The 16,394-nt window shown below is 45.9% G+C and carries 11 protein-coding genes and 1 pseudogene; 1 reads left to right on the forward strand and 11 read right to left on the reverse strand.

Translation table 11 applies throughout. The features are described from left to right. Positions 1–24 precede the first annotated feature (24 nt). The 3 genes from F7D73_RS14945 to F7D73_RS14955 form a co-directional block, all read right to left on the reverse strand. Positions 25–567 carry a hypothetical protein gene (locus F7D73_RS14945; RefSeq protein ID WP_153125993.1) on the reverse strand — a complete coding sequence of 181 codons (543 nt, stop codon included), beginning with the start codon at positions 565–567 and terminating at the stop codon, positions 25–27. 181 nt (positions 568–748) lie between these two features. Continuing rightward, the gene (gene nifJ / locus F7D73_RS14950; protein WP_153096388.1) at positions 749–4,327 is read right to left on the reverse strand and encodes a pyruvate:ferredoxin (flavodoxin) oxidoreductase; all 3,579 of its coding nucleotides are present in this window, start codon (positions 4,325–4,327) and stop codon (positions 749–751) included. A gap of 62 nt (positions 4,328–4,389) precedes the next feature. Beyond that, positions 4,390–5,580, reverse strand: coding sequence for an ATP-binding protein (locus F7D73_RS14955; RefSeq protein WP_153125994.1), 1,191 nt, complete (start codon positions 5,578–5,580; stop codon positions 4,390–4,392). 169 nt (positions 5,581–5,749) lie between these two features. On the opposite strand from F7D73_RS14955, the gene F7D73_RS14960 reads away from it, so the two are divergent. Further along, complete coding sequence (locus tag F7D73_RS14960; RefSeq protein WP_153125996.1) at positions 5,750–6,880, forward strand: hypothetical protein; 1,131 nt, start codon at positions 5,750–5,752, stop codon at positions 6,878–6,880. A gap of 165 nt (positions 6,881–7,045) precedes the next feature. Here F7D73_RS14960 and F7D73_RS14965 read toward each other — a convergent pair whose 3' ends face one another. From F7D73_RS14965 to F7D73_RS15000, 8 genes and pseudogenes are all read right to left on the reverse strand, one after another. Next, positions 7,046–9,037: a KUP/HAK/KT family potassium transporter gene (locus tag F7D73_RS14965; protein WP_153125997.1), complete on the reverse strand. Its 1,992-nt coding sequence runs from the start codon at positions 9,035–9,037 to the stop codon at positions 7,046–7,048. Positions 9,038–9,501: 464 nt separating this feature from the next. Continuing rightward, positions 9,502–11,118: a RagB/SusD family nutrient uptake outer membrane protein gene (locus tag F7D73_RS14970; RefSeq protein ID WP_153125998.1), complete on the reverse strand. Its 1,617-nt coding sequence runs from the start codon at positions 11,116–11,118 to the stop codon at positions 9,502–9,504. Positions 11,119–11,130: 12 nt separating this feature from the next. Then, positions 11,131–13,830 (reverse strand): SusC/RagA family TonB-linked outer membrane protein, encoded by a 2,700-nt coding sequence (locus F7D73_RS14975; RefSeq protein WP_153125999.1) that lies wholly within the window; start codon positions 13,828–13,830, stop codon positions 11,131–11,133. 392 nt (positions 13,831–14,222) lie between these two features. Next, a pseudogene (locus F7D73_RS14980) lies at positions 14,223–14,479 on the reverse strand (carboxymuconolactone decarboxylase family protein); the annotation flags it as partial. A gap of 20 nt (positions 14,480–14,499) precedes the next feature. Then, positions 14,500–14,733 carry an NAD(P)H-dependent oxidoreductase gene (locus tag F7D73_RS14985; protein WP_153126000.1) on the reverse strand — a complete coding sequence of 78 codons (234 nt, stop codon included), beginning with the start codon at positions 14,731–14,733 and terminating at the stop codon, positions 14,500–14,502. Between the two features lie 104 nt (positions 14,734–14,837). Further along, a complete protein-coding gene (locus F7D73_RS14990; RefSeq protein ID WP_153126002.1) occupies positions 14,838–15,353 on the reverse strand; it encodes a pyridoxamine 5'-phosphate oxidase family protein in 516 nt (171 codons plus the stop codon). A gap of 82 nt (positions 15,354–15,435) precedes the next feature. Continuing rightward, positions 15,436–15,828 carry a TIGR04076 family protein gene (locus tag F7D73_RS14995; RefSeq protein WP_153126003.1) on the reverse strand — a complete coding sequence of 131 codons (393 nt, stop codon included), beginning with the start codon at positions 15,826–15,828 and terminating at the stop codon, positions 15,436–15,438. 11 nt (positions 15,829–15,839) lie between these two features. Beyond that, positions 15,840–16,361: a GNAT family N-acetyltransferase gene (locus F7D73_RS15000; protein WP_153126004.1), complete on the reverse strand. Its 522-nt coding sequence runs from the start codon at positions 16,359–16,361 to the stop codon at positions 15,840–15,842. Between the last annotated feature and the right edge of the window lie 33 nt (positions 16,362–16,394).

Here is a 16,394-nt window from a genome sequence, read left to right on the forward strand (position 1 = left end):
TTTAAGATTCTCCTTTGATTAGGATTATGCCAGTTGGGTCATGTGATAACCCAGGTCCTTCAGCTCCATGGCAATACCCATGAGATACATTTGGTGAAGGGCCGCAATAAAGCCTCTGAAAGCTTCCTCGGTTCCTGGCTGCAGATTCTGATGAATCAGCAGGTGGAAGGTGCGGGCAGCGCATTCGGCTACGATGGCTGACAGTTCCTTATGCTTTGCTTCATCAAGGAGGAGAACTTTCTCGCAGATATAGTCGTCCATGTGGTCGAAGTCGATACGGTCTCTGAGATATTTGTAGTGGTCTTCTACCTTGCCGTAGAGTTCCCAATCTTCATCCCAATACTTCGCCAGAGCCATTCCTACGAACATGATCCAGCCCAGGCTGACGGTAGGATATTTGTTAAACTCCCGCAGTGCATCCGGAAGATAGCTTTCTCCAACCTTTGCCCAGAGTTGTTCCAAGTCAGGAGCTTCTGGCAGATGCTGGTCTACAAGGTCTTTACTAGTAAGATATTGATAAAGATCATTCTTGATGATTTCTTCTACATTTATTTTATTATTTTCCATTGTCGTTTCTATTTTTCTTGCAAAGATACATTATTTTTATGAAACAAGCAACTATTTATTTCATTTTTTAGGATAGGGTGGTTATATTGCTTCGATTGTGCATAATATTATTAAAAAAGCCTTGGTTGCAAAAATGCAACCAAGGCCCGTATGTTTAGAACTTAAAGTTTTTTTGATAATACTAGATCTGCTCGCTCCAGTCCTCCTGGCTCTTACGAACGTAAGTCTGGTAACGGAGCTTAGCCATCTTCTCTGCCTGAGAGAAGAGCTCATCAGCCTCCTTAGGGAATGCCTTCTGTACAGAGAGGTAACGAACCTCACCGAGCAAGAAGTCGCGGAAGTTCTCCCAGTTAGGAGCCTTTGAGTCGAGTGTGAATGGGTTCTTACCCTCATCAGCCAACAGTGGGTTGTAACGCCACAAGTGCCAGTAACCGCACTCAACTGCCAACTCTTCCTCGTGCTGTGAACGACCCATACCGCCCTTACGCTTCAAACCGTGGTTGATACATGGTGCGTAAGCGATGATGAGTGATGGGCCTGGATAAGCCTCTGCCTCACGGATAGCCTTCAATGTCTGAGCATTGTCAGCACCCATAGCTACCTGAGCTACGTAGATGTAACCGTATGTAGTCTGCATCAAACCGAGATCCTTCTTACGGATACGCTTACCCTGAGCAGCGAACTGTGCGATAGCACCGAGTGGAGTAGACTTAGAAGACTGACCACCAGTGTTAGAGTAAACCTCAGTATCGAGTACCAAGATGTTAACATCCTCACCAGAAGCCAATACGTGGTCGAGACCACCGTAACCGATATCATAAGAAGCACCGTCACCACCGATGATCCACTGTGAACGCTTAACGAGGTAGTGATCCAAAGTCTTGAGCTCCTTGCAGATAGGGCAACCCTTCTCAGCGCAGGCAGCGATGAGAGGCTTCAACTCTGCAGCAGCCTCCTTAGAACCCTCTGAATCGTTCATGTTAGCCATCCACTTGTCAGCAGCAGCTACGAACTCAGCAGAAACTTTCTCGCTAGCCTTAGCCTCCTCGAGCAAGTGAGCGATGCGCTCCTTCATCTTCTTGTTACCCATTACCATACCGAGACCGAACTCGCAGAAGTCCTCGAACAAAGAGTTGTCGAATGCAGGACCCTGACCCTTAGCGTTCTTTGTATATGGAGTAGATGGGATAGAAGCTGAGTAGATTGAAGAACAACCAGTAGCGTTAGCAATCATCTGACGATCACCGAAGAGCTGAGAAATCAACTTAACGTATGGAGTCTCACCACAACCAGAGCAAGCACCAGAGAACTCGAACAATGGCTGAGCGAACTGAGAATTCTTAGGGCTCTGCTTGATGTCAACGAGATCCTGCTTAGAAGCAACGTTGTGTACGAGGTACTCCCAGTTAGCTGCTTCCTTGACCATATCCTCTGCGTCTACGTTGAATGGAACCATTGTCAACGCCTTCTCACCCTTCTTACCTGGGCAGACGTCAGCACAGTTACCACAACCCAGACAGTCGAGTACTGAAGTCTCGATGCGGAAGTGCATTCCAGCCAAAGCCTTAGGTGCCTTAACATCCTGAGTCTCGAGACCCTCGATGCCTGCGAGCTCCTCGTCGGTCAATACGAATGGACGGATAGCTGCGTGAGGACAAACGAATGAACACTTGTTACACTGGATACAGTTCTCTACGTTCCATACTGGTACGAATGCCTCAACACCACGCTTCTCGAATGCTGCAGTACCGTTCTGCCATGTACCGTCAACTGTATTGTGCTTAACGAAGTCAGAAACCTTCAAGAGGTCACCTGCCTGGCCGTTGATAGGACGAACGAGCTCCTTAACGAATGCTGGAGCGTTATCCTCCTTAGCCTCATCGTCAGCGAGGTTAGCCCAAGCTGGATCTACTGTCAACTGCTTGTACTCACCACCACGGTCAACAGCGCCAAAGTTCTTGTCAACAACGTCCTGACCCTTCTTAGAGTAAGACTTAACGATGAATGCCTTCATCTGCTCTACAGCGAGATCCAAAGGAATAACCTCTGTGATACGGAAGAATGCAGACTGGAGGATGGTGTTGGTACGGTTACCGAGACCAATCTCCTGAGCAATCTTAGTTGCGTTGATATAGTAAACAGTGATGTTGTTCTGAGCGAAGTAACGCTTTACCTTGTTAGGGATGAAGTTAACCAACTCCTCGCCGTCGAAGATAGTGTTCAACAGGAAGAAACCGTTCTTACGCAAACCACGAGTTACATCGTACATGTGGAGGTAAGCCTGTACGTGGCAAGCTACGAAGTTAGGAGTATTTACCTGATAAGCACTGTGGATAGGGCTGTCGCCGAAACGCAAGTGAGAGCAGGTGAAACCACCAGACTTCTTAGAGTCGTAAGAGAAGTATGCCTGGCAATACTTGTTAGTATTGTTACCGATGATCTGAACTGAGTTCTTGTTAGCACCAACAGTACCGTCAGCACCCAAACCGTAGAACTTAGCCTCGAACAAGTCGTCACCACCCATTGGGATTTCCTCCTCTTCTGGGAGAGAAGTGAATGTAACGTCATCAACGATACCTACAGTGAAGTGGTTCTTTGGCTGTGGCAACTCGAGGTTCTTGAATACAGCAACAATCTTAGCTGGAGTTGTATCAGAAGAACCGAGACCATAACGACCGCCAACGATCAATGGCTTGCGCTCGTCATCGTAGAGAGCTGACTTAACGTCGAGGTACAATGGCTCACCCTCTGCACCTGGCTCCTTAGTACGGTCGAGAACAGCGATACGCTTAACAGTAGCTGGGATAGTCTTCTTCAAGAAGTCAACAGAGAATGGACGGAAGAGGTGAACTGCAACCATACCAACCTTCTTGCCCTGCTTGTTCAAGTAGTCGATAGCCTCGCGAGCTGGCTCTGTTGCAGAACCCATCAGGATGATGATGTTCTCAGCATCCTCAGCACCATAGTAGTTGAAGAGGTGATACTCACGGCCAGTGATCTTAGTCATCTCCTGGCAGTACTTCTCTACTACCTCAGGGATTGCATCGTAGTAAGGGTTGCAAGCCTCGCGGTGTGTGAAGAATGTCTCTGGGTTCTCAGCAGTACCGCGAGTTACAGGACGCTCAGGAGTCAAAGCACGGTTACGGAAGTCCTCAATGAACTCTTCCTTAACCAATGGACGGATGTCTTCCATATCCATCTCCTCGATCTTGTGGTACTCGTGAGAAGTACGGAAACCATCGAAGAAGTTAATGAAAGGAACCTTTGTCTCCAATGTAGCCAAGTGAGGAACTGCAGAGAGGTCCATAACCTCCTGAACAGAACCAGAGCAGAACATAGCGAAACCTGTCTGGCGGCAAGCCATTACGTCCTGGTGGTCACCGAAGATACAAAGTGAGTGAGAAGCCAATGTACGAGCTGATACGTTGAACACGCAAGGGAGCAACTCACCAGCAATCTTGTACATGTTAGGAATCATCAGCAACAAACCCTGAGAAGCAGTGTAAGTTGAAGTCAAGGCACCAGCCTGAAGAGAACCGTGAACTGCACCGGCAGCACCAGCCTCTGATTCCATTTCCTGGATAGAAACTCGCTGACCGAAAAGGTTCTTACGACCTTTGGCAGCCCATTCATCTACATGCTCCGCCATTGGTGATGATGGAGTAATAGGGTAGATAGCAGCAACCTCAGTAAACATGTAGCTTACGTGTGCGGCAGCTGTGTTACCATCACAAGTGATAAATTTTTTCTCTTTTGCCATTTTACTTTTAGATAAAATATTAAAAATGTTTTGTATTTAATTCTTCTTTCGAAAATTCTTTTTTAGTACAGAAATCCCAGAAGCCACAAAGGAATCTTGTTGTCCTTGCCTACCTCGGTATTGTATCGGGCGTAGATGATGTCGGGATTATTGCGCATTTTATTAGAAGATTGAGCGTCGCAGATTCTGAACCGCTTCTCACCGTCAACAGTATAGTAATGGTCCTTACCTGCCTGGTGCACTACGTGGTCTTTCCAAAGAGAGTTGACAAAGAAAGTTTCCATCACTTCCTGCTTGTCAATCTGTATCGGATAGATTGCGTACATCAGATTGGAATTGTGCATCATCACCTTGGTCGGTTTCTTAGGGAAGTCCTGACCTTCCGGATAGATCATATTGATGAGTCGTGCGTCGGCCAGATACTTGATGTAGTTCATGACCGTTGCTCTGCTCGTATTGATGCTATCGGCAAGCTGGCTTACGTTTGGAGCTTTGGCTCCTTCCACTGCCAGCTGGTAGAACAGACGCTTTATCTTGGTAAGATATTTCAGTTCTATCTGCTTGATGAGGAGGATGTCCACCTCTGTCATCATGTTCATTGTCTTTAGTAGATTCTCTGTGAAGTTTCTGTGCTCCAGAAAGAATGGATAAAAACCGTGGTGCAAGTAGTCCTGGAAATACTTCATCGGACTCACCTTCGGCAATATCTGCTTGATGATGTGCTCATGGTTGCGGAGGATATCGTCCAGTTCGTATGGCTGGAAATTGTTACCCGTCTGCAGATTGATGAATTCTCTGAACGAGAATCCTCTCAGATTGTAACTCTTTACCACGCCGTTCAGTTCCGGGTTCTCTTCCTTCAGTCGCATTACGCTGGAACCGGTGAAAACAATTTTCAGTTCTGGATAGAGGTCATAGCACTTTCTGAGTTCCTTGCTCCAGTCGGGCTGTTTGAAAACCTGATCTATGAGCAGTGTTCTGCCGCCTTGCTTCACGAAATCGCCTGCAAAATCTGCAATGCCTCTACTCTGGAAATAGAAATTGTTCATGTTTACATACAGGCACTTGCGGTCGGTAGGGCCAAAGTGCTCTTTGGCATACTGGAGGAGGAAGGTAGACTTGCCTACGCCTCTTGTTCCCTTTATGCCTATCATGCGGTCGCTCCAGTCTATTTCGTCCATCAAGGTACGTCTTACTGGGGCGTTCGTATGCTCTACGAGGTATGTATGTGTTCTGAAGAATGCTTCTTCCATGAGTTGTCTTTTATTACTTTTTTGTTTTATGATGCAAAGGTAATTAATTATTTCTAATTTGCAAAGTCTAGATAGCAAAAAGTAACTTTTTTTATTTTATTTAGCACTATTCTAAGTAAAATTGGTCTGATTTTGCAGTTTTTCAACGATTTATTTATAACTTTGCAGCATGAAACTACATATCTTCAATCCAGAACACGATTTGGCTTTGGCCTCAAATTTGCGTCAGTTTACTGCTCCACATGCAGGACGCCAACTCAGGAGTGACCTTTCCTTCATCCCTGCTTTATGGGCTGATGAAGGTGATTTGGTCTTGGTCGACGACATAGATAATGCCCGTGACAAGGTGCGCCATCTTGGAGGTGATCTTGTTGATAAGGTTGAGTTTATCACTAAAGTTCAGTTAGCACATTTTATCAAGACGGAATTTCTTGACAGCGTTCATCCCTGGGGATGGGATTTGAGCCTGAAGGGAGAGCTGGAACACATCGGAATACCGGAAATAGCCTTGCCGAGCGATGCTATATTAAATAAGGTACGCGCGATAAGCAGTCGCCAATGGGCTGCAGAGCATCTTCAGAGCGGGGTTAGGTTTGTCCAGTCCGTGGCAGAGGTGAAGTCTCTCGTCAGGGAGTGGGGCAAGGCTGTCATCAAGGCTCCCTGGAGCAGTAGTGGCAGGGGAGTGCGCTTCGTTTCTGCTGATGAATTCAGGGAAGGCAGCGATTATCCGTCTTTCGAAAGATGGGTGGGTAATATTATTTACCGCCAGGGTGGAGTTACCGTTGAGCCTTATTATAATAAGGTAATGGATTTCGGCATGGAGTTTGAAATGGTGGATGGCAAGGTGCTCTATCGTGGCTTGTCGCTTTTCGACACCATCAAGAATGCTTATTCGGGAAATGTTCTCTGCCCGGAAGACAAAAAGGAGGAGATGATGGCTCGTTACGTCAGCCCGGAGCGATTGCTGCAGATTCGCCAGCATGTCATTGACATGATGGAGCCAGCCCTGAAGGGAATCTATAGTGGTCCGTTTGGGGTGGATATGATGATTTATGCCAAGGAACAGAATCTTCCGGCTTCTGATGGTGCTTCTTCTGATGTGCAGGATGATTTCGGAGTGAACGAATGCATAGAGGTCAATCTGCGCAGAACGATGGGTCATGTAGCCATCGATTTGGCAAATTATCTTCAGAAGACTTCTTCCGAACTCAATCAACTGATGCGTGTAGAATTTGACGGCAACCGCTATCATCTGCGCGTCCTGCCCGGTCAGCCATCAGCAGAAGCCCCGCTTCATTAAGCGGGAACTTCTGCTTGATGAATATTTGCATAAATGCATTATAGATTTCAACGATATCTGCTGCATGAAGCACCTTCAGACCACCGATTTTTATAAAATGAAAATCCCCACCAACCATCCGCATCCTTACCGGAATGGGAAAGTTGGTGGGGTTTGCTATTCTTCTTATACTTCTTCTTTTTCTTCTGCTTCTTCTTCAACTATCTGAGAAATGCGCCTGATGCTTCTGTTGCTATGGTTGATGATGAGCGGTACACGTTCTACCACCACCATGGATGTGTCGAGGCCCAAGGCCTTAGGCTCGTCAATGCCTATCTTGCCGATAAGGGCATAGATGGTCATCAGCAGGTTCTGCTGACGGTTGTCGGAACTCTCCGGGTAATATACGCGGTGGATGATGATGAAGCGGAAATCGCCAGGAATTCCATTTTTGCGGAGCGAAGGATAGGTGCTTCTCAAATCCACCTTCCTGCTTGCCACCAGATCTTCTACCACTTGTCGCAGATAGAGGCTCACCCTAGGCTCAATGCGGAAACCTATGCGCATGGTTACACTGTAGAGAGTGTCGGGAACCAGGGTCTCGCAACTGTATTCCAGCGTGTCAGGAGTATCAGCAAATTCCAGATTGATAAGCCAGTAATGGTCAGCACGCTTGGGCTGCTTGTTGATGATGGAATAGAGCAGCTTGTCATCCACCGCACCTTCCTTGCCGGCATGGTTCACATAAACCAGGTTGGAAGCGTACTTGGGGATGCTCTCGTCGGCCTTGATATCGGAGATAATCTGATAATACTCATCCAGCGGTTTGGTACTGATGTAATGTTGGCGAATCTTGATGGCGCGGACCCATACATACATCATCAGGAACAGGATTCCGCCTATGAGCATCGTACACCATCCTCCTGCGATAAACTTTGACAGATTGGCTGCAAGGAAAATGCCCTCGATAACGCAATATGCGCCCATAAAGAGCAAGATGAAGATGCGCGCCACACCCTTGGTGCGCAGGTAGAAACCGAGCAGCAGGGTGGTCATCAGCATGGTGATGGTGATGGCGAGACCATAAGCTGCCTCCATGTGCGAGGAGTCGCGGAAGAGCAGGATGATGAGAACCACACCGATGTACATGGCGCGATTGATTACCGGGATATAGAGCTGACCCTTTACATGGGTAGGATGCTTGATTCGCATGCGTGGCCAGAAGTGCAGGTTCATGGCTTCGCTCAATATGGAGAAGGTTCCGCTGATAAGAGCCTGACTGGCAACGATTGCCGCACCCGTGGCCATGATGATGGCAAAAATCAGCATGCTCTGCGGCATGATGGAAAAGAACGGATTCACGGAGGAGGCAGTCTGGATATGGTTCAGTACCCATGCTCCCTGACCCAGATAGTTGAGGATGAGCATGGCCTTTACGAAAAGCCAGCTGATGGTGATGTTCTTTCTGCCGCAGTGACCCAGGTCGGAGTAAAGAGCCTCAGCACCGGTGGTACAGAGGAACACGGCACCCAGAATCAGAAACCACTCTGGCGATTTTGCCAGCAGCATGGCAGCATAGTAGGGGTTGAAGGCCTTCAGAATCAATGGGTAAGAGGTGATGCTGAAAGCTCCCGTTACGCCCAGCAGCAGGAACCATATCAGCATGAATACTCCGAACGACTTGCCAATACTCTCTGTGCCAAAGCGTTGCACAAAGAAGATGATGGTGATGATGCCCAGTGTGATGGGGATGACTGGCAGGTGGGGGCTGATGCTTTCGAGTCCTTCGATGGCTGTGGTAACCGTGATTGCAGGTGTGATGATTCCATCTGCCAGCAAGGTGCTGGCACCGATGATGGCCAACAGGTAAATCCACTTTCTCTTCATCTTGCGTAACAGGGCGTAGAGGGCGAGAATGCCTCCTTCGCCATTGTTGTCGGCACGCAGCGCCACACATACGTATTTGATGGTGGTCTGCAGGGTGAGTGTCCAGATGATGCACGACAATGCGCCCAGGATGGTGCTCTCGTTGATGGCTTCACCCGTGTGCAGGATGGCCTTCATCACGTAGAGTGGGGATGTACCTATATCTCCAAACACAATGCCCAGAGTGATGAGCAATCCCAGGAAGCCTACTCGATGATGGCAGGCTACTGAACTTTCTGTTTTTTCTTTCATATTTATTCTCTTAAATAATAAGTTATCCTTTTGAATAAGCATTATCTTAGCAGGTAAAAATGACTCCTTAGCTGGAGACTTTTACAATACTATATTGATTATAAATTGCGTGCAAAGGTATTAATAGTTGGTAAGATATAAGATTTCCTTGAGTTTTTTTAACAGATTTAATATTCCACCCGCAAAAAACAGTTAAAGTAAAGCAATATAAAATAAAAAAAGTCTTCGCAAGTACTATATAGCATAAGAAATCGTTTCGCAAGTTTAGTGGATATCAGTTCTCAAATAATAGGAAGTAGACCAATTTACAGAAGGTTCTTTTTAGTTATAGCCAAGACTGCACAAAGGCTTACGCAGTGCTGAAACATCAAAAGCTCCAATTTGCTGTGCAATGATGTGCGCTCACCTTGGCAGTCTTGGCAGGGCAGACTAAACATGTGAATGAAAAGCTTATGGCAACTATATCAATAACTTGGATTCTGTTTTAATTTCTTGTTTAAATCCAGACATCTTTGTGGTATTGGGAAAACCGTTGTAAATCCGGTAGACTCCTTTTCTAATGGAGTTCTTTGATCATATTCCTTGGTATATTTGCCAAAACGGATGAGATCTTGACGTCTCCAACCTTCCCAAACCAATTCTAGCAGACGCTCCTTTAGAATGTTGTCCAAATTGGCTTCCACATGAGGCATTCCTACTCGGTCTCTTATAGCGTTCAGCTCTATTGAACCATCCTCGCCATTGCGAACTTTCGCCTCGGCTTCCATCAACAGCGCGTCACCATATCTAAAAAGGACGATATCGTTGTCAACCTGCCGTCCGTCAGAATAGGCGGTTCGATCAACCTCGTATTTGCCTACACGAGCACCTGCCGTCTGTTTATATGGGCTGTCGCTGAGGTTCAGTTTCAGTTCCAGCGGCATATACACCAACGGCTTCCCGTTGTCCAAATATATCTTCTTTCCGTCAACAAGCACGGTATCTGCATAGAAGTTTATCTTGAATCTATTGTCAACATGATCAGTTCCGTAACCGAAAGCCTTGACGGTTGAAACAGTTGCACATGTGCCGTTTTCGGAAGAACCACCATAAGCTCCGCCATGTTTGTAGTGGCGTGAGCGGAAAAGATAGTGGTATTCGTTCAAATATAAGTTCTTGTCCAATGGGATTGTGAAGATGTTCTCCTTGGAATTTTCATTATGAACCGCAAAGTTCGATGCGTAGTCGCTCTCCAACTCATAGCCTTCTTGCCGCAGTTGCTCGCAATACCAGATGCAGGTTTCCCAAGCGTTCTTTTTCTCGCCATTTACATTGAAGTAAATGCTTTTCCCGTCCTGACGCTTTCCGTCGGTCCAGTTATCATCCGTATATATTTCCGCATTCAAGGCAAGCTTTGCAAGCAGGAAGTTTGCGACAGGGCGTGTCACACGTCCGTAATAGTCCCCCTCCTTGTTGGAATGCTCATCGGCGAGCTGTGGGGCAACATCCTGCAACTCGTCAACAATAAACTTGAATACCTCACTTCTTTCGCTTTGCGTTACCTGCTCCAATTTCACGTCGTATGATGTTACGATAGGAACACGCCCGAACATATCCATCGCATAATAGTAGAACAAGGCTCGTACAGCTCTTACCTCTGCCGTGAAATTTCTTGTCTGTTCTGCAGAAAGCAGACTCTTATGGCTATCAATGATAGAAAGCGACTGGTTAGATATAACAATTACCTTGAAGAGGTATTTCCATACATTATATAAATTAATATCATTGGCATTCCATTTGTGCTGATACATGTTCTCCCACAAACCGCCATCATACCAGTCTCCACCACGGATTGGATTCATTGCCTCGTCAGTGGTCAAGGTATTGTAGTCGTAAATACCCCGGCAAGTTCCTTGAAGCCCTTCCGACTCCTGATTGCTCCCTATGTAATTGTACAGGGAAGCTACTGCGTTTTTGTATATATTATCAGCATTGTTGTAGATTGCCTCCTGGTCCAGCTGGTCTTTGGGATGCTCATCCAGACAGCTGCTGAAACAAAGCATTAACGGTGCTGCTAATATGTATTTAATAATAGTCTTCATACTCTTTTCGTTTTAAAATTGTACACTCAGTCCCAATGAGTAAGTACGGTATAATGGATAGTTGCGCTTGTCGTCAATACCCATCGTACTGTTGACAACATAGCTGTTTATCATTGGTGTCAAACCTTTATATCCGGTGATTGTTCCAATGTTGCTAATGTTGCATGATACACGCAATGAACGAATAAGTTTGCTCCTCAAAGGCACATTGTAGCCTATTGTCAGATGCTCGAAGTTCAGGTAGTCACCTTTTTCAAGCCAGTAGTCAGAGACTCTCTGATCTACGATGTTCTTCTTTGGAGCATCCTTCAAGACATTGTAGTCTGGGAAGCAAGCCATGCTTGTGTAAGCTAGTCCTGTTCCGTTGAAAATCTTGTGCCCGAATGCTCCATTCATCTGTATGGAGATATAGTAATTCTTGTATCTGAAACTGATGTTTGAGCCAAGGATCACCTTTGGTGTGGCTTGTCCTGCAATGTATCGGTCGCCTCCATCGCTTAAGTCCACATTGCCATTATGGTCAAGGTCCTCTATGTCGTAAAAATAGCTGCCGTTCTCGTTCTTGACAAGTCCCTTGCAATGGGGTAGGTAGAAAACGCCAAGTGGCTGTCCAACAATCTGATAGACCACGTTGTTGTCGCCGCCGTTTTGACCAGCACCATCCAATGATCCAATAGCGGTGATGTTTGCTGCCGACATGCTCATTCCCTTGTAATCTCCACTTAGCGAGATAAGTTTGTTGCTTTGAAACGACAGGTTCATATTGATGTTAAGATCCATGTCCTTCTTGCTGATTGGCTGCACGGACAAGCCCAGCTCAAATCCGCGGTTTGACATTGAACCGATGTTTGCCAGCAATGTATTATATGCGAATGGTGGAACCGGAACCTCATAGGCGTAGAGCATGTCGGTGGTCTTGGAATAGTAATACTCCGCTGTAAGCATAAGCCTGTTGGCAAAGAGACCAATGTCCGCACCGAGGTTAAACGTTGTCTTCGTTTCCCACTTCAAATCAGGATTGTTGTTTCTTACCATACCAAGGGTTACTGTTGGAGAACTCTTTACCGGAACAATGCCAGTCTGCCTTACGGTGTTCATGGTTGTGTAGGCGGAGATACCGCCAAGGTTGCCGGCCTGTCCCAAACCCGTGCGGAGTTTGAGCATCGACAGCGGTTTTATGTTGGCAAGGAAGCTTTCCTTCTTCATGTCCCAAGTGAATGATACTGAAGGGAAGAATCCCCATGTATTGTTGTCTCCTACCATTGACGATCCGTCACCGCGTGCATTAACTGCTAAGGTATATCTGTCAAGCAGATTATAAGTAATGCTTCCCATTACAGAAGCCAGGGACTGGTCTTCGTAAGTGCTTTCTGTTCCACCGTATGGACGGGCTGCCGTCGCACCGAGATTGTCGTAATGAAAATCGTTTGTAGGTATTCCCTTAGCATACACCCAGAAAGCAGTTTTTCTCAGTTTTCTGTATTCACTGCTTACTCCAGCTGAGACCTTATGTATGCCGAACTCTTTGTTGAAATCAAGAGATACATTGCCAAGCCATTCCTCTTTCTTGAATTCTCCACGGTACACGTTGCCTTGTGCCCATACCCATGTCGGACAGAATTGTCCGTTTTCGGTAGAGCCATACAGGTAAGAGCCGAACGTGGATACACGCCAGTTCTTATTGAAATCGTAGCTCAGCTTTATGTGTGCGTCAAAGTTCAAATCCTTGGAGTCGTTTTTCTCTTCAAGCAATATCCCGGGTGGGTTGACATGCGTTGCAGATTCGTTTTTCAGCCAGTTTCCATGCTCGTCAGTACCAGCAGGGAAAGTTGGGTTCTGGCATGCTGCGGAATAAAACAGCATCTGCGTATCAAAGATGTCATGGTTTTTAAATGAAGAGCCGAACACTCCGAATTCTCCGGTTAGTCTGTCATTGAAGGCTTTCTGGGTCACATCAACTTTGGCAACAAAAACGTTATAGTCCATCTTCTTGATGATGGTGTTGTGGTCCATTACTCCGAAAGATGCACGATAGTTTGACTGTGGCGTACCTCCGCTGAATGCAAGGTAATGATTGTTCACCATACCCGTGCGTGTTATCACCTTGTAGTTATCGGTATTGAAACCTCCGTTGTTGCAATAGATACCCAATGCCTTTGCCGTTGCAACATATTCAGCAGCATTGAGCATCTCCAGGTGTTTGTACATCTGCTCGAACCCCACATTACCCTCATACGAGATCTGGAATCCTCGTCCTGTGCCTTTCTTGGTTTTCACCTCTATAACACCAGATGCTCCACGTGAACCATACATGGCGGTCTCCGCAGCATTCTTCAATATACGAAAACTCTCGATGTCTGCAGGATAGATGGTTGATAGGGTAAGTACGTCAGAAGTAACCCCATCAATCAACACTAAAGGGTCATTGCCACCGATGATGGAGGTTGTACCACGTACTCGCACACTATTGAGCATAGCCATGCGATCAAGACCGTTGGATGTCACGTTGACACCAGCAGCCTGACCACTCAACACGTCGAGGGCGTTGTTGGCCGCACCCTTGTTGGAATGATTTCCAACTATCTTTATTATATTACTTCCATTGTCAATGGAATCTTTCCGTTCTGCAGGAACTTGCTTTTGTGCATGAGCCAAAGAACTGCAAAAGAGCGCAATGAGAAGTAATGTAAAGTCTTTTTTGCTCTTTGCCATTTTCTATTTCTATTACTTTAGGTTATGGATGATTTCCGATAAGCAAAGATAAGGTGCAATACATTAAAAAACGTATACAACCCCCAATATTTATGCATTATTAACGATAAAGAAGTAAGTGCGTAGAGTATTACTCCATAACAGTTGCACCTGCCAATGAATTTAGTGGTTTACGGAGTTTTTAAGTATGTAAAATATTTGTGATTTTTCATTGTTACATCACAGATCTGTAACCATTTTATATCTTAAAGTTATCGCATTCAAGAATAATGGTAAAAGTTATGCATTTTTTCAAACGTAGTAAAAATGGCTACGGATATTTTTGGCGTTCTCTCATAAATAGTATATTTACTGTGCAGGCTTTCCTTCCTCCTGATACCAGCCACGTCCGGCTGCAAGTGATATTTCAGCGAATTGTCGGTGATTCCTTGGCTGATAAGCGAAGTGATTGTTACCAAACTGCGGTCGCGCAATGAAAGCAGGTCATTGCGGCTCCATACTTCTCCGAAGAGGATGTCGTCGTTGAGGTGGGCGAACTCTGGGGCAAACTCACCCATTGGGTGCGCCCTGCTGTCTGTACTATTTTCTGTTGTGCCATTATATTGAGTGAAAAAGTTGTTAATATAATAAATGTTGCAAATTTTTTCATAAGATTCAATAGTTGAGTCTCTATCCCTTGACTGATTTACCTAACTCGTATGCTTCCTGCAATTTCCTGTTGCCATCAATGGTACGTGGAGCGACAACACCACCGCAGAACAGAGTGCCGGCAAGATGGCTCTCAGGATAAATCTTTTCCACTTCATGACCTGCAGCCTTAGCACCTTCGATAAACTGATCAGCGAGCATGTCGCTGTTTGAACCAGTACGCAGACTGGTAGAAATTACGATTATTTTCTTCATTCTATCTTAATATTTATCTTATATTTTAATTCTGGTGCAAAGTTATGCAGATTTCCTTAATATTCTTATACCTGTTTTTCGGAAGATATTACCTTTATCGGAGTTTATTCCATTCTGCCATATTTCATTTCCACGCCTTCCTTATCATACTGCTTGCGTTTGCCGGTTGGCGGTTCAGTAAGCGTGATGCGAACTACTGCCGTGCGTGATAGGGAACGGGCGATGCTCGGGTCGAAAGCGTCCATGTGCTGAGGAAGGAAACGCTCACTGATCAGTCGGAGACCATGAATCTTCTCTGCATCCTCGGTCACGATTTCTGCCTTGCCGAATGCGATGGCAGATTTGTATTGCAGGGTGAAACTGCCGTCCTTCGGACCAACCGTAGGCGTGCAACGGGTTACGGCTGAAAGGCAGACCTCGGGATGAGCCTTGATTGCCTCCAGTTTCTTGCCTTCCAGGGCACCATGAAAATACCAGTTCACATCATCATCTGATGCGAGCGACAGAGGTAAACCGTAAGGTTTGCCGTCTTCGTCAATGAAACTTACAGTCATGTACGGAGCCTTGTGCATTACTTCCAATGCCCATTGGCTATCCATTGCTCTTGATTCCTTTCTCATTTTATCCTAATTAATTTGATTATTTTTATCCTAATTAAGCAGCGACCAACCCCAACCATACCATCCATGCCCCGCAAAACAACTACTCTTCGTCTATACGCTCAATTTTGAATATGACTGGTCTTGTTCCGTCAGAACAACAGCATATCATTTCGTTTTCACGCTTCATCCACCCCTTCATGATTGAACCACCTTGCAGTCCGGTGTATATATATCGTGAAATAGCATCCCATGCCTCAGAGCAATGTGGCATTTTCGGACCTCCAGCTACAGTGTTCGGGTCAGCGGATGTTTTGACGAGCGTATTCAATCCTCCATGCCAGAAATGGTCGTACTCTTCGTCACGCTCAAAGATAAACTCATCGCCAACATTGTAGCATGGACACATTCCTGCTTTAGGGTCGGCGCAATACTTCTCCTGTAGTTCCGGATAGATTTTCTTGTCTATTACGGTCACTTTTACTTTATGCTTCATATTCTTTTAATTTATTTTAATCCTTTGTACTTAAATACTTTCACCATATCCTTGTCGCCACCCACAAGTTGGCTGCATCGGTTCAGCATTCCGGTGTCTGAGAAACCGCATTTCTCCATAACTCTTCCCGAAGCTGGATTCCCGGTGAAATGGTCTGCCCAGATGTTTTCGAAATGCTTCTCGTTGATGCAGTAGTCGAGCATCAGCTTCAAGGCTTCGGTGCAGATTCCCTTGTTCCAATAAGGTTTTCCTATCCAGTAGCCCACCTCGCAGTCGTTTTCTCCGATAGGGATGTTGCTGGTTTCATGGGTGTAGTAGCCGATGCAGCCGATAGCCTCGCCAGTCTCTTTCAACACAATCGCCCATGTCGTTTCATTATGGAAGAATGTCCGGATTATCTCCTGACTTTCCTTTACAGACTTATGTGCTGGCCATCCTGCACGAGGTCCAACGTCAGGGTCTGAAGCGTACTTGAAGAGCGCCTCTGCATCCGATTCTTGCCAATGGCGAAGTAAAATTCTTTCTGTTTCCATCAATTATTTCAATGTTTTGCTGTCTATTTACGC

The organism is Segatella copri (assembly GCF_009494395.1).
In the GTDB taxonomy this organism is placed as follows: domain Bacteria; phylum Bacteroidota; class Bacteroidia; order Bacteroidales; family Bacteroidaceae; genus Prevotella.